General features: G+C 60.8%; 10 protein-coding genes. 7 read left to right on the top strand and 3 right to left on the bottom strand.

Going from position 1 to position 15,635, the window contains the following annotated elements; translation table 11 throughout:
* Window positions 1-50 precede the first annotated feature (50 nt).
* Together FHR27_RS03445 and FHR27_RS03440 are read right to left on the bottom strand one after the other, a co-directional pair.
* Window positions 51-950: a TauD/TfdA dioxygenase family protein gene (locus tag FHR27_RS03445; protein WP_179537791.1), complete on the bottom strand. Its 900-nt coding sequence runs from the start codon at window positions 948-950 to the stop codon at window positions 51-53.
* 20 nt (window positions 951-970) lie between these two features.
* Window positions 971-3,301, bottom strand: coding sequence for a TonB-dependent receptor (locus FHR27_RS03440; RefSeq protein WP_179540019.1), 2,331 nt, complete (start codon window positions 3,299-3,301; stop codon window positions 971-973).
* Between the two features lie 375 nt (window positions 3,302-3,676).
* Between FHR27_RS03440 and FHR27_RS03435 the strand changes: the two genes are divergently transcribed.
* Window positions 3,677-4,600 (top strand): LysR family transcriptional regulator, encoded by a 924-nt coding sequence (locus tag FHR27_RS03435; RefSeq protein WP_179537790.1) that lies wholly within the window; start codon window positions 3,677-3,679, stop codon window positions 4,598-4,600.
* A 73-nt stretch (window positions 4,601-4,673) separates the two neighbouring features.
* On the opposite strand, the gene FHR27_RS03430 is transcribed toward FHR27_RS03435, so the two are convergent.
* On the bottom strand, window positions 4,674-5,732 hold the full coding sequence (locus FHR27_RS03430; RefSeq protein ID WP_179537789.1) for an ABC transporter substrate-binding protein: 1,059 nt from the start codon (window positions 5,730-5,732) through the stop codon (window positions 4,674-4,676).
* Between the two features lie 381 nt (window positions 5,733-6,113).
* On the opposite strand from FHR27_RS03430, the gene FHR27_RS03425 reads away from it, so the two are divergent.
* From FHR27_RS03425 to FHR27_RS03400, 6 genes are all read left to right on the top strand, one after another.
* On the top strand, window positions 6,114-8,264 hold the full coding sequence (locus FHR27_RS03425) for a TonB-dependent siderophore receptor (protein WP_179537788.1): 2,151 nt from the start codon (window positions 6,114-6,116) through the stop codon (window positions 8,262-8,264).
* A gap of 198 nt (window positions 8,265-8,462) precedes the next feature.
* The gene (locus FHR27_RS03420) at window positions 8,463-9,296 is read left to right on the top strand and encodes a 5'-nucleotidase, lipoprotein e(P4) family (protein ID WP_179537787.1); all 834 of its coding nucleotides are present in this window, start codon (window positions 8,463-8,465) and stop codon (window positions 9,294-9,296) included.
* 546 nt (window positions 9,297-9,842) lie between these two features.
* Window positions 9,843-10,016, top strand: coding sequence for a hypothetical protein (locus FHR27_RS03415; RefSeq protein WP_156152666.1), 174 nt, complete (start codon window positions 9,843-9,845; stop codon window positions 10,014-10,016).
* A 26-nt stretch (window positions 10,017-10,042) separates the two neighbouring features.
* On the top strand, window positions 10,043-12,958 hold the full coding sequence (locus FHR27_RS03410) for a ribonucleoside-diphosphate reductase subunit alpha (RefSeq protein ID WP_042552773.1): 2,916 nt from the start codon (window positions 10,043-10,045) through the stop codon (window positions 12,956-12,958).
* A 316-nt stretch (window positions 12,959-13,274) separates the two neighbouring features.
* Window positions 13,275-14,528 carry a ribonucleotide-diphosphate reductase subunit beta gene (locus FHR27_RS03405; RefSeq protein WP_042552772.1) on the top strand — a complete coding sequence of 418 codons (1,254 nt, stop codon included), beginning with the start codon at window positions 13,275-13,277 and terminating at the stop codon, window positions 14,526-14,528.
* A gap of 108 nt (window positions 14,529-14,636) precedes the next feature.
* On the top strand, window positions 14,637-15,614 hold the full coding sequence (locus FHR27_RS03400; RefSeq protein ID WP_179537786.1) for an SIR2 family protein: 978 nt from the start codon (window positions 14,637-14,639) through the stop codon (window positions 15,612-15,614).
* Window positions 15,615-15,635 lie beyond the last annotated feature (21 nt).

The following is a 15,635-nucleotide window of genomic DNA, read 5'->3' as shown; positions in this document are numbered from 1 at the left end:
GTGCGCCTCGTGAAGATGGGTTGCCCTGCCACCTCGGTGGCAGGCGCGGATCAGGATTTGCTGATGGTTCTGCTGCGCTGGCCACTGATGCTCACCGGCACGTCACCGGCCAGCGTTACGCGGCGCACCACGCGAGGCTGGTCACCGTAGTCGTTGACGGCATAGTGCTGGGTCGCGCGGTTGTCCCAGATGGCGACGTCACCCGCGCGCCAGCGCCAGCGAACGGTGTTTTCCAGGCGTGTCACGTAGCCCTGAAACACCTCGAACAGACGCTGCGAATCGCTCTGCGAGAGCCCCTTGATCCGCTTGACGAAATGGCCGAGCAGCAAGCTGCGCTCACCGCTTTCAGGGTGCACGCGTACCAGCGGGTGCTCGGTCTCGTAGACCGTGGAGGCGAAGACCTTGCGGTACTGCTCCAGGCGCACCGGGTCGGCATCCGGGCGTTTCGCCGCATAGTCGAAATCGTTGCTGTGCACTGCCCACAGCGTGTCGGCCAGCGCGCGCAGCGCCTCGGGAAGATCCTCGTAGGCGGCACTGGTATTGGCCCATACGGTATCGCCACCGGCAGCCGGCACTACCACCGCGCGCAGGATCGAAGCCTTGGGGTAGGCATCGACGAAGGTCACATCGGTGTGCCAGGTGTTGGCTCTGGTGCCGTGGGCGCTATCGAGTTCCAGCAGGTAGCGGCTGCCGTCACGCACCGGCACGGTGGGATGGGCGACAGGTTCGCCGATGCGCTTGGCGAACGCTTCCTGCTCGGCGTCATCCAGCGCCTGATCGCGGAAGAACAGCACCTTGTGGCGCAGCAACGCCCGTTCGATGGCCGCCACGCTGGCTTCGTCGAGGTTCGCGGACAACTGCACTCCACGCACTTCGGCACCGATGCGGCCAGCGACGGGAAACAGATCCAGCTCTGCAGGCGGGGTTGATACGGCGACAGCTTGAGTCATGACGTGCTCCTTGAGGGCGCTTAGAAGTCGTAACGCAGGGTCAGGCCTGCCGTACGTGGCTGGCCAACCGACGCGGTGTAGGAACCGTTGGTGAAGGCGAATGCGGTGAGGTAGTAGTCCTGATCCGTGACGTTGCGCATCCACAGCGAGGTATCGAGTTCGCCGTCGCCCAGGTCGACACGCACCCCAGCGGAGAGATTGAGCAGGCCGTAACCGTCGATCTTCGACAGATCGGAGTTGTCCAGGGTGCCTTCGGCCTCGGAGCGGTAGGCGTAACCGGCGGTCACGTATGGCCGCAGGCCGCTGTCCAGTTGCCAGAGATACTCACCATTGAGGTTGCCGATCCAGCGCGAAGCGCCAACCACCCGTTCGCCGGTGAGGTCGCAGACCGCTGCAGCGTTGACCGTGCTGACTTCGCCTGGGCAGGGCGCATTCTTGAAGCTCAGGTAGGTGACGTCGTTGAACGAACCGTTAAAGTTCAGGGTAAGCCCCCGAATTGGCCGATAGCTGGTTTCCAATTCCAGACCACGCGAGCGCACACTGCCGGCGTTGGCCATTACCGAGGTGGCCGTCAGCGAGCCCGGCGGCGTGGTCAGCGTGGTGGCCTGGTAGCCATGAATGCCCGTCCAGAACAGGTTGGCATTGAACTGCAGGCGGCCGCCGAGCAGCGTGCTCTTGAAGCCAAGTTCGGCATCGTTGGCGCGTTCCGGCCCGACCACCAGGGAATCACTGCCAAGGCCCGCCTGGGGTGCGACCAGATTGACCCCGCCGGATTTTTCACCATGGGCCAGCGAGGCATAAGCGAGCAGGTTGTCGCTGGCCCGGTAGCTGAGGCTGATCAGGCCAGACGGCGCCGCGTTGTGCAGGCCGAACTCACCGGTATCCAGCCCGCCCATCTGGCGCTGGCGAATGGCATCCACGGCCGGCGCCAGGTTGGCGCCGCCCTGCGGGTCGAAGCGGTGCAGGCGCGCTTGCTTCTCTTCGTAGGTACCGCGAACACCGATGGTCAGGTCCAGACGCTCGGTCAGGTGCCAGTTGCCCTGAGCGAACAGCGCGAAGCTGTCGGTGACGATCTTGCCGTTGGTCTGCGTGGTGACATCGTTGAACACCCCACGATTGACGCCCGTCAGGAACAGGTCGGCCTGCGGACCGTAACGTTGCACCGTCTTGTTGCCCAGGTTCTGGCGGAACATATAGGCGCCAAGCACGTAGTCGAAGCGTTCGCCAGTCGGCGAGGCCAATCGGATTTCCTGGGAGAACTGCCGGTCATGCACCTCCACCCCGCCATGGCGAACCGCGGATTGATCGGTGAGGTCGGTGTCGTTGAGCGGGCTGAAATGCCAGTAGCGGTAGCCGCTGATGGAGGTCAGCGTATAGCCGCCGTCGAGCTGCCAGTTGGCCTCCAGCGAGGTGCCGCCCTGCCAGACGTTGACCGCCTGCTCGGAATCGATATTCACCTCGCGCTTCTTGATGTCGTACTGCGGGTTGGCGCCGATCAGCGCAGCGCGCTCGCGGAAACGGTCGGACACCCCGTACAGCGCCCACACGCCATTGGTGGATTTTTCCTGGTTGTAATCGGTGATCCAGCGCAGGCTGAAATCCTCGTTCGGCTCGAACAGCAGCTGTCCGCGCAGGCCTTCCCGCTCGCCCCCCAGAAAGGTGCGGCTGTCATGCTGGTTGTCGATGTAGCCGTCTTCTCGAGTTCGGTAGAACGACAGACGCCCGGCCAGGGTATCGGTGAGGCCACCGGAGACGCTGCCCTTGCCCTGGAAGTAGCCGCGCTCGCCACCCGAGATTTCGAAGCTGCGCTCCGGCGTGAACGTCGGTTTGCGGGTCGTGATGTTGATCACTCCCGCCGTGGTGTTCTTGCCGAACAGCGTACCCTGCGGCCCGCGCAGCAACTCCAGTTGCTCGACGTCGAGCAGGTCGAACACCGCCATGCCGGGGCGCCCCAGGTAGATGTTGTCCAGATAGATGCCGGCGCTGCCCTCGAGCCCGTCACTGGCCGGGTTGTTGCCGATGCCGCGTACCGCGACGCTGGACTGGCGGGCGTGGATGTAGGCGACGTTGACGCTGGGCAGTACCTGCTGCAGTTCCTGCACGCGATAGACCTTCTGCGACTCCAGCATGGCGCCGCTGAGCGTGGTGATCGGCGTGGGTACGTCCTGAGCGTCCTCTTCGCGACGGCGCGCCGTGACCGTCACCTTCTGCAGGGCGGCATCATCTTGCGCAACGCTGGCTTGCGCCGCGGCGCTCTGCGCATGCAGCGAGCCGCTGGCGGCCAACCCGGCCACGGCCAGAAACAGAGTCAGGGCGTAATCGGCAGAGGCGATGCGTGGCACGATGGCCATGCGCCCGGCAAGGCGGCGCCGGATGAAGGGAGGGGTCGAACTCATCAATCGTGATCCTTGATCATGGTGCGCGGAAAGCAGGCCGCACGAAGCCGTGCCACATGAATACGTGGCCCTATGGAAAGGCAGGTTCTAAGGGAGGTGACGGGTGAACCCGATCAACCAGGGCGACAACGCCACGCAGGGGCCGGGCTCGAGGCCGAGACATCGACATTCATGGGCAGATCCTTGCACTCGCTCAGCAGGCTAATATTCAATCTAGTTCTATTTAAATAATAAAATTGCGTTTGACGGAATAAGAGTCTGCATTTAAAACCACCGGCCATGGCACTCGCAAATGCCTAAAACCTATTTTTCAAATGCCGGGAATGCATCATGGATCTGCGCCAGCTTCGCTACTTCATCGCCCTGACAGAGCACCGCAGTTTCGTTCGCGCAGCGGAAGCCATGAGCATCACGCAACCGGCCTTCAGCCGCAGCATTCAAGGGCTGGAACACGAGTTCGGCTGCCAGCTGGTGGATCGCGGCAGCAAGGATTTAAGGCCCACGCCCGAGGGGCAGGTGGTGCTGCAGCATGCTCTCTCCCTGGTGCAGGGCGCGAGCAACCTCGCCAATGAAGTTAGCCAGATGAGCAAGCTCGATGCCGGTGAGCTGCACTTCGGCTCGGGCCCAGTGCCTGCGGCAAAACTGGTGCCGGACAGCCTGATGCAGTTCATGGCTCGCTATCCGGGCATTCGCCCGCGGCTACTGGTCAATAACTGGGAAAGCCTGGGGCGCAGCCTGAGCCGCAACGAGATCGAATTCTTCATCGCCGACATCCGCCCGTTTCACGCCGATCCGAACTTCCAGGCCTACGCCCTCACACCTCGCCCGACGGTGTTCTTCTGCCGGGCCACGCACCCGCTGGTAGCCAAGGAAAGCCTGTCGACCAACGACCTGTTCGAGTACCCGCTGGCAGCCGTGCGCATCCCCATGGGCACGCGCAAGGCCTTGGCCAACCTGAGCGGCAAGGCCAGCTTCGAACAGCACATCGAGTGTGAGCATTTCCCGCTGCTGGAGCAGATAGTGCGCAACACCGACGCCATTGGCGTCGGCCCGCTGGAGGCGCTGCACGAGAGCCTGGCGCGCGGCGAGCTGGTGCGCCTGGCGTTGCGCAACCTGCCACAGAGCATGACGCTGCAAGCTCATTGCGGCATCGTCACACGTACGGGGTACCGACTCTCGCCGGCGGCACGGGCAATGATCGACCTGATCAAACAGTGCGATCAGGACCTGGCCGCAGCGGCAGCAGCGGCCTGAGCGTCAGAGCAGCAGAAGGAACGCCTGCAAGCCGCCCTTCAGGCTGAGCAACGGACGGACGAGAGGATGGCGTTCAGCGACGGGCGGCGACCGCAGGTGCCGCGTTCAGCGCCGTGTCCAGGAAGCGTGGGTCGGCCCACTCGGCGACCTTGAAACCCTTGCGGATCAGACGCTGCTCGACAGCCAGATCGACCCCGGCCTGCAACCTGGCCAGGAATTCGGCATCCAGGCGCGGGTCGAACATCCGCTGCACGTCGCTGGCGTCGAGATCGCTCTGCAGCAGGGTGCGCGGGTAACCGGACAAATCGGCGACCAGCTCCACGTAAGCCTGCTTGTTGGCCTCATCACGCAGCCATCGCACCGCCTGCTGCTGGGCCTCAATCAGGCGCTGGACGACTTCAGGGTGGCGATCGACGAAGCCACCGGCGCCTACCAGCATCGCCTGTACACTGCCGGCACCGCCCAGATCGTCGGTGCTCAAAGGCAGCTCGGCCAGGCCACGCTGCTGCAGAGAGATCAGATTGGCGCCGCCCCAGGTGGCGTCGATCTGCTTGGCCGCCAAGGCGGCCGACGACGCATTGCCGTCCAGGTTGATCACCTGCAGGTCACGCTCGCGCAGGCCCTGACTGGCCAGTGCCTGAGCGAAGGACAACTGGTAGGCCGTACCCCGGAAGATCGCCACTCGTTTGCCGCGCAGATCAGCCAGGCTCTTCACCGCAGAACCAGGCACCACGCCCAGATACAGACGAATATCGCGGGCGGTCGCACTCAGTAGTCGGGTATCGAGCCCACTGGCCTTGCCAACGATGGATGCCATGTCGCCCAGATACGCTAGATCCACCTGGCCGTTGGCCAGCGCCTCGTTGACCACTGGCCCGGCGCCCTTGAAGAAACTCCACTGTATGGAAATGCCATCCGCCGCGAACTCTTTCTCCAGAACCTGCTGACTGCGCAGCACATCGACGATGCCACCGCCACCGTGCTTGCCACTGGCGCTGAGATCCGGAACGGCGATGCGGATCTCCTTGAGCGGCGGTTCCGCCAGCACGGCCGTGCAGGCAGTCAGAGCCAGCAGCCCGGTAAATAGGGACGCAAGTACCCTGCGCAAACCAGTATCGAACCTGTGTTTCATGTAATGACGCTCCTGAACCATCGAGACCGCGACCGCCCGAGGCCACGGCTACAGCCATGAAGGCACAGGCTCCTATGCTTGCTTAAATAATAAAAAAGCAGCCGTTATGAACATTGGGAAATAAGCCACCAACGATGGGCCATCCGCCGCAGATACCTTGCACGCATAAAAAATATGATGCGAAGGCATTGGCCAACGCCTTGGCATCCATGTGCAATGGCCGGCTAACTCCCCTCGCCCGTCCTTTCGCTTCTCGAACGTGGCAAGTGCTCGGCCGATAAGCGACAATGCCGCCCCGCCAAGCGATGGCCGCCCTGTGCCGACAAAAATCGCCCGCGTACCGGATAGCCAATCGCCGACCTCCGCACCCAAGGAACTTGCATGGCCCTGCCTCGCCCGCGTTTTGCCCCGACCCTGCTCGCCATTGCGCTGAGCCCGACGCTGTCATGGGCTGCCGACTCGGTGGTCGCCCTCGACGCCACCACCATCGAAGATCAGGCCGGTGACAGCTATCAAGCACGCGGCGCCACGGTCGGAGGCTTCACGGAGACGCCGCTGCTCGATACCCCCGCATCGGTTTCGGTGGTCACCCGGCAGTTGCTCGACGACCAGCAGGCGCGCCTGCTCAGCGATGTGCTGAAGAACGATGCGTCGGTGGGCGAAGCCTATGCCCCGATCGGTTACTACGAGAACTTCGTGGTGCGCGGTTTCTCGCTGAATGCCGCCAACAGCTACCGGGTCAATGGTCGCAGCGTGGTCGGCGAACAGAACGTGGCACTGGAGAACAAGCAGCAGGTCGAGTTGCTCAAGGGGTTGTCCGGCCTGCAGAGCGGCGTGGTCGAGCCCGGCGGGCTGGTCAACTACGTGACCAAGCGTACCGAGCAAGTGCGCTCGCTGAGCGTGGCCAGCAATCAGGATGGCGAGCGCTATATCGCCGCCGACCTCGGTCACTGGTTTGGCAACGAGCAGGAGCTGGGCCTGCGCCTCAACCTGGCCCACGAGGACATTCGCTCCTTCGTCGAGCATGCCGACGGCAAGCGCGACTTCATCTCCCTGGCGCTGGACTGGAACCTGTCGCCCAACGCCACGCTGCAACTCGACGCCGAATACCAGACCCGCGAGCAGCGCTCGGTCGCCGGGTATCAATTGCTTGGCGGCACTCAGGTGCCGAGCGGCGTCGACCCGGATAAACGCCTGGGCCATCAGAGCTGGTCGAAGCCGGTAGGTATCGACTCACTGAACCTGGGCGGGCGTTTCGAATATCGCTTCGACGACAACTGGAAAGCCGCCATCGATGCCTCGCGCAGCCAGGTGGTGATCGACGACTACAGCAGCTTTCCATATGGCTGCAGCCCGGACTCCGGGTGCAACGACTGGCTTGCACACTTCAGCCCGGAAGGCGGCTACGACATCTACGACTACCGCAGCCCGGACGACACCCGCCGCCATGACGAACTGCAGGCCACGCTATCGGGCGCCTTCACTACGGGCACGATCGGCCACGAACTGACCGTAGGCAGCAGTGCACTGCGTCGCACGGTGGATCGTCGCAGTTCGGTAAACGTGCCAATCGGCACCGGCAACATCAATGAAGACGTTGCCGACTTCGCCCCGACCGACGTCCCGCTCAACCCCAAGAATCGCCGACTCGACAGCCGCCAGTACGGCCTGTTCTTCAGCGACCGCATCAGCTTCGACGAGCACTGGCAGGTGCTGCTCGGCGGGCGTCAGGTGCGTCTGGACGAAGAAGCCTTCACCAGCAGCGGCATCAGTGACCGCCGCACCCGGCGCAGCGAATTGCTGCCCAATGCCGCGCTGCTCTACAAGCCGCAGGCCGACACCACCTTGTATGTGAGCTACAGCAAGGGCCTGTCCCTGGGCGGCGAAGCGCCGTGGTTCACCACCAACGATGGCGAAATTCTCGCGCCGACCATTTCCCGCCAGCTGGAAGCAGGCTTCAAACGTGACTGGCAGGGCCTGAGCCTGGGCGCAGCGCTGTTCCGTATCGACCAGGCGCTGCAATACAGCCGCCCCAACGACGATGGCACCCTGACCTACGTGCAGCAGGGCAAGCAGCGCAATATCGGCCTGGAGCTCTCCGCCAGCGGACAGGCCGCCCGCGATCTGCAACTGTCGGCCAGCGCTGCGGTGATTCGCGCCCGAGCGATCGACAGCGGCACCGAAGCCTATGAAGGCCATCAGGCGGTCAACGTACCGCGCGTGCGCGCCAGCCTGTCGGCCGATTACCGGATCCCCGGCGTCCAGGGCCTGTCGCTGCTCGGCGGCCTGCAGTACAGCGGCAGCAAGTACGCCAACCCGAGCGGCACGGTGAAGGTCGCCGACTACACGGTATTCAACCTCGGCAGCCGTTACACCACGCGTATAGAAGGCTATGAAACGGTATTGCGCCTGACCGTCGACAACCTGTTCGACAAACGCTACTGGCGCGACACCGGCGCCTACCAGGGCGATGGCTACCTGTTCCCGGGCGACCCACGCACCGCACGCCTGTCCGCCACCGTGAGTTTCTGACGCAACGTTTAACCTGTGGGAATGGGCCATGCCCGTGATTTCGCGGGCGTGGCCCGCTCCCACAATGAACCGCTGAGAGCCGTAGGGTGGGCTTCAGCCCACCAATATGGCGCGCAACGCGCAAATGTGGCCGTCCGCTACCGACGTTTTGCGGCCGTTTCATCTGAACCAGTGTCGGAAACACAAGGAGCATCCCAAATGCGTGGCACGCCATCGTTATTGACCTTCTGCTTGCTGGCAAGCCTGCTGACTGGCTGCCAGCAAACACCCAAACCGCATGATCAGCTCGACGCGGTACTGTGGACGCAAACCTCCATCGAGCACGAGCTGCTCTATCGCCAGGTCTACGCCGCCGCGACCCGTCAGTTGCAACCTGCGCTGGCCGATCCGCACTGGGATGCCCTGGCACAACCGCCGCGCAACCTGGCGGGCCTGCCGCCCGCGCTGATCGTCGATATCGACGAAACGCTGCTCGACAACACGCCCGTGAATGCCAAGTCGGTAGTCGATGGCGGCCCTTATGACTACGCCGAATGGTATCGCTGGGTGGCCAAGGCCGAAGCCCGCGCCCTGCCCGGCTCGGTAGCCTTCCTGCAGGCGGCTGCCAAGCTTGGCATCAGCGCCTATTACCTGACCAATCGCGAGCCCGGCCAGGAAGCCGACACCCTGCGCAACTTGCGCCAGGCGGGTTTCCCCATCGCGGACGAAGGGCAAATCCTCACTGCGGGAACCGCCATCGGCGGTTGCCAGAGCGCCGGGTCGGACAAGACCTGTCGCCGCCAGTGGGTCGGCGAGCGCGCTCGGGTTCTGCTGCTGGTAGGCGACAGCTACGGCGACTTCATCGCCGCGCCCAATCGCCTGGGCGAACAACGCCAGAGCGTAGCGCCCTATCAGGCCTGGTTCGGCCAGCGCTGGTTCCTGTTGCCCAACCCAACCTATGGCGGCTGGTACACCGCACCCTATGGAGATCGCGATGAACTGCCGGACGCGCAGAAACGCGCCCTGAAACACAGGGCGCTGATCCTGCCCTGAAAGCGATCGGATCCATGCATACCGTCGGTGGGGCGCGTGCCGAGGGCGAGCTGCGGCGCATTTGCATATTGCAGGCCAACGTTCACGAATAAACCCTACATATTGTGTTTATGTGACGAAGTGAATTTCCCTCGCCGGCCCCGGAAAAAAAACTGCCTGCGGCAATCGGGCCGCCAACTCTGCCATCGCCAGTATTCATGGGCTTTTGCGCCACTTACCCCGCATTAACCCACAGATTTATCCACAGGTCTTAGGGGTTGCCTTAGCTCCCCCATCGCACTATCTTGTATCCCCAGCTCGCCAAACACCTACATGTTGGGTTTTTGGCCAAAATGGACCCAAGCATAGATGCCCTGAAAAAGTCCATGCCCAGAGTCGTTTCGGTGCACTGAACGGTCACCGGCCATCGCACTCCGGCAAGCAGATACACAGCGTCACCGAACGACCCAGGTCGGTCGGCCCATACAGAACACCGCTCGCCACGCTTGCACCGGCAACACTACATCTAGTGACCGCGCGCAGCAGGAAGCACAGGTTAAGCCAGGGATGAAGCGTTCCGGCATCGAAACAGTACCGACTGCCGCTGTGCATGAAGCCAGCCAGTCCATCAACGCCTTTTTGCAACACCCTGCTGCCAGCCTTGTGCAGGCCTCAGGCTTTGTCGATTGGAATGAAAGCCAGGTACCACGTAACGATCAGCGGCAGAACGCTCACCTCTGAAAATTTCATTGATCATGGAGACCTTCATGCATACCGACACCACCCGCGAGAACCCTCAGGCCCAGGCGCCTCAGGGTGAAGACGCCAACCAGGCACTGGCTGCGACCGCACCAGGCCAACTGCGTGTGATCAAGCGTAACGGCACCGTCGTGCCGTACACCGGTGACAAGATCACCGTCGCCATCACCAAGGCGTTTCTCGCAGTGGAAGGTGGCAATGCCGCCGCCTCCTCGCGTATCCATGACACCGTTGCCCGTCTGACCGAGCAGGTCACCGCGACCTTCAAGCGTCGCATGCCGTCGGGCGGCACCATCCACATCGAAGAGATCCAGGATCAGGTCGAACTGGCCCTGATGCGTTCCGGCGAACAGAAAGTCGCCCGTGATTACGTGATCTACCGCGAAGGCCAGGCCAACAAGCGCAAGACCACCGACGCCGCCGATGGCATCGCTCAGCCGCACCCGAGCATCCGCGTGACCCTGGCTGACGGCAGCCTGGCACCGCTGGACATGGGTCGCCTCAACACCATCGTCACCGAAGCCTGTGAAGGCCTGCTGGAAGTCGACGGCGCGCTGATCCAGAAGGAAACCCTGAAGAACCTGTACGACGGCGTTGCCCAGAAAGATGTCAACACCGCCCTGGTGATGACCTCCCGCACCCTGGTCGAGCGTGAGCCGAACTACAGCTACGTCACCGCCCGCCTGCTGATGGACAACATCCGCGCCGAAGGCCTGAGCTTCCTCAACGTCGCCGCCAGCGCCACTCACCACGAGATGGCCGAGCTGTACGCCAAGGCCCTGCCCGCCTACGTCGAAGCTGGCGTCGAGTTCGAACTGCTCGATCCGAAACTGAAAACCTACGACCTGGAAAAACTGGGCAAGGCGATCAACCACGAGCGTGACCAGCAGTTCACCTACCTGGGCCTGCAGACCCTGTACGACCGTTACTTCATCCACAAGGACGGCATCCGTTTCGAACTGCCCCAGGTGTTCTTCATGCGCGTGGCCATGGGCCTGGCCATCGAAGAGCCGAAGAACCGCGAAGACCGCGCAATCGAGTTCTACAACCTGCTGTCGTCGTTCGACTACATGGCCTCCACGCCGACCCTGTTCAACGCCGGTACCCTGCGCCCGCAGCTGTCCAGCTGCTACCTGACCACCGTGCCTGACGACCTGGGCGGCATCTACGACGCCATCCGCGACAACGCCCTGCTGAGCAAATTCGCCGGCGGCCTGGGCAACGACTGGACTCCGGTTCGCTCGCTGGGCGCCTACATCAAGGGCACCAACGGCAAATCCCAGGGCGTCGTGCCGTTCCTCAAAGTGGTCAACGACACCGCCGTGGCGGTCAACCAGGGCGGCAAGCGCAAAGGCGCCGTGTGTGCCTACCTGGAAACCTGGCACATGGACATCGAAGAGTTCATCGAGCTGCGCAAGAACACCGGTGATGACCGTCGCCGTACCCACGACATGAACACCGCCAACTGGATCCCGGATCTGTTCATGAAGCGCGTCTTCGACGACGGCCAGTGGACCCTGTTCTCGCCAAGCGAAGTGCCGGATCTGCACGACCTGACCGGCAAGGCCTTCGAAGAGCGCTACGAGTACTACGAAGCCCTGACCGAGTACCCGGGCAAGATCAAACTGTTCAAGACCATCCAGGCCAAAGACCTGTGGCGCAAGATGCTCTCGATGCTGTTCGAGACCGGCCACCCGTGGCTGACCTTCAAGGACCCATGCAACCTGCGCAGCCCGCAGCAGCACGTGGGCGTGGTACACAGCTCCAACCTGTGCACCGAGATCACCCTGAACACCAACAAGGACGAGATCGCCGTCTGCAACCTGGGCTCGATCAACCTGCCGAACCACATCACTGACGGCAAGCTGGATACCGCCAAGCTGGCGCGCACCGTGAAGACCGCCGTGCGCATGCTCGATAACGTCATCGACATCAACTACTACTCGGTGCCGCAAGCGCGCAACTCCAACTTCAAGCACCGTCCGGTCGGTCTCGGCATCATGGGCTTCCAGGACGCGCTGTACCTGCAGCACATCCCGTACGGCTCCGACGCCGCCGTCGACTTCGCCGACAAGTCCATGGAAGCGGTCAGCTACTACGCCATCCAGGCTTCCTGTGACCTGGCCGACGAGCGTGGCGCCTACGAAACCTTCCAGGGTTCGCTGTGGAGCAAGGGCGTTCTGCCGCTGGATTCCCAGCAGATCCTCATCGAGGCCCGTGGCCAGAAGTACATCGACGTCGACCTGAACGAAACCCTGGACTGGGCACCGGTGCGTGCTCGCGTGCAGAAAGGCATTCGTAACTCGAACATCATGGCCATCGCGCCGACCGCGACCATCGCCAACATCACCGGCGTGTCGCAGTCCATCGAGCCGACCTACCAGAACCTGTACGTGAAATCGAACCTGTCGGGCGAATTCACCGTGATCAACCCCTACCTGGTTCGCGACCTCAAGGCGCGCGGCCTTTGGGACTCGGTCATGATCAACGACCTCAAGTACTACGACGGCTCTGTGCAGCAGATCGAGCGCATCCCGCAAGAACTGAAAGACCTGTACGCCACCGCCTTCGAAGTCGACACCAAGTGGATCGTCGATGCCGCCAGCCGTCGCCAGAAGTGGATCGACCAGGCGCAATCGCTGAACCTGTACATCGCTGGCGCCTCGGGCAAGAAGCTCGACGTGACCTACCGCATGGCCTGGTACCGTGGTCTGAAAACCACCTACTACCTCCGTGCCCTGGCCGCGACCAGCACCGAGAAATCGACCATCAACACCGGCAAGCTCAACGCCGTGTCCAGTGGTGGCGACCAGGGCCTCAGCGCAGCACCTGCTGCCGCGCCGGCCACCCAGGCCTCCCCTGGCCCGGCTCCGGTTCCGAAGGCGTGCGCCATCGACGAGCCGGATTGCGAAGCCTGCCAGTAAGAGTTTGTTCACGGCCTTGCGAGCTAGAGCGATACAAGGCAAAAACAAGCGAGGAAGCGGAGTTTACGAGTAGTAAATGAGCAGTCCGAGCTTGTTTTTAACGCAGTAGCGCCGACGCGCAACAGGTCGTGGACGGACTCTTAAAGGTACCCGCCGGGTTGCAGCCTTCACTGCAACCCGGCACCGATAACGCGAAGCCAGGCGCAGCCCTGGCAATAATCAGCCGTAGCGCTCTGCGTGCACCGCGAGCCACCGACGATTAGCCACTATCCACACAGGCCGGCTCTCACGCCGACCCTCTAGCAGGAGCCAACCCATGCTGAGCTGGGATGAATTCGACAAGGAAGACGGCGCTGAAGCTGCCGCTCCGAAACAGACCGCCGCACAAGCCAGTGCCGACATGAGCCTGGAAAGGCTCAACCAGGTCGGCGACGCCGCCGCCCTCGAAGCCCGTGCCATCGACGCCAATGACTCCGACGCCATCGCCCGTGCCAAGAAAGCCCTGAACGACCTCGACATCCAGGAAGGCCTGGACGAGCTCGAAGGCACCTCCGCACGCGTGGAAGTCGGCGACAAGCAGATGATCAACGCCCGTGCTGACCTCAACCAGCTCGTACCTTTCAAGTACGACTGGGCCTGGCAGAAGTATCTGGATGGTTGCGCCAACCACTGGATGCCGCAGGAAGTGAACATGAACGCCGACATCGCCCTGTGGAAATCCACAGACGGTCTCAGCGAAGACGAGCGCCGCATCGTCATGCGCAACCTCGGCTTCTTCTCCACCGCCGACAGCCTGGTTGCCAACAACCTGGTACTGGCCGTGTACCGCCTGATCACCAACCCCGAGTGCCGCCAGTACATCCTGCGCCAGGCCTTCGAGGAAGCGATCCACACCCACGCCTACCAGTACTGCATCGAATCGCTGGGCATGGATGAAGGCGAGATCTTCAACATGTACCACGAGATCCCGAGCGTCGCGAAGAAAGCCTCCTGGGGCCTCAAGTACACCCGCTCGATCTCCGATCCCAAGTTCGAAACCGGCACCCCGGAAACCGATCGCCAGTTCCTCAAGAACCTGATCGCCTACTACTGCGTACTGGAAGGCATCTTCTTCTACTGCGGCTTCACCCAGATCCTCTCCATGGGCCGCCGCAACAAGATGACCGGCACCGCCGAGCAGTTCCAGTACATCCTGCGCGACGAATCCATGCACCTGAACTTCGGTATCGACGTGATCAACCAGATCAAGATCGAGAACCCGAGCCTGTGGGACGCGCAGATGAAAGACGAAGCGACCCAGATGATTCTGCAGGGCGCCCAGCTGGAAATCGAATACGCCCGCGACACCATGCCCCGCGGCGTGCTCGGCATGAACGCCGCGATGATGGAGGACTACCTCAAATTCATCGCCAACCGCCGCCTGACCCAGATCGGCCTGAAAGAAGAATACCCAGGCGCCAGCAACCCGTTTCCCTGGATGAGCGAGATCATGGACCTGAAGAAGGAGAAAAACTTCTTCGAGACCCGCGTGATCGAGTATCAGACGGGTGGGGCGTTGAGCTGGGATTGATGTCAGTTTGAAATCACGTTAGATTCACCCAACACCTGCCATGGATGTTGGGGTTGAAGCTTAATAAAAAGCCCCGCCTAGTGCGGGGCTTTTTTATTAGAGTAAAAAATGAATATTCCTTTCGACCTTAAAGAATCAATCCAAAACAATACACTCGTATTATTTATTGGCTCGGGATTTTCTACTAGCGCAGGACTTCCAACTTGGTCGGCGCTGGTAAAGAAATTCCTCAACGATAATAAAGAAAGAATACCAAACGCACACATTTATGATCAAAGCTTAGATGCCCGTATTCTCTCTCCACTTGAAGTACTAGAAAAACTTAAAGAAAGTTATAAAAAACAAATATATGAGAGCTTTGAAAAAGAACTCAGCAAAAACATAAATAGCGACACACACAAAAAGCTCTCAAAAATATCAAGCAGAATAATCACCACCAACTATGACAAGCTAATCGAGCACCATTCAGAAAAAATTGAAGTCATCGACAATAGCAGCAACTACAACCTATCAAAAATAGACTCACAACATGAATTCATTTTAAAAATACATGGCGATGTATCTCGCATCGATAGCTGTGTCGTATTCAAAGAAGACTATGAACAACTATATTCAGGAAATACTTTAGGAAAATTTCAACTGGAGAAAATATTTTCATCCTTCAGCTGCCTTTTTATTGGATTCAGCTTTAACGATCCATATGTAGAAGAATTATTCAAAAAAATATCCAAACTATATTCAGGATTTGGACATCCACATTTCTGGGCAACAACGTCAGAGCAAGAGTTCGACGGAATAAACAAGATAAAGCTTACAAACCATAAGGAGCTAGACAATTTAATAGAAAAGTTACTTGAGATAAAACATGAGCCTCAGCCATCTAAGAACCCAGCCGCAGAAATTGCAACAGAATATACGACCGAAAACACAGCTGATAGCCTTGAGCTTAAAAGTGAGGGGACAGATATACCGCCAAATATAGATTACTGGGTTGGACGTGACTCGGAACTTCGATCACTTGCAATTGATGATAGTTTCAAGGTCTTTTTATCACAGGCATCGGAGGAGAAGGTAAATCATCTCTAGCGGCATATTATAGCGAGCAGA

It is taken from the genome of Pseudomonas flavescens, from assembly GCF_013408425.1.
Lineage (GTDB): Bacteria > Pseudomonadota > Gammaproteobacteria > Pseudomonadales > Pseudomonadaceae > Aquipseudomonas > Aquipseudomonas fulva_A.
Note: the sequence above shows the minus strand (reverse complement) of the source record. Positions and strands in the feature narration are given on the sequence as shown.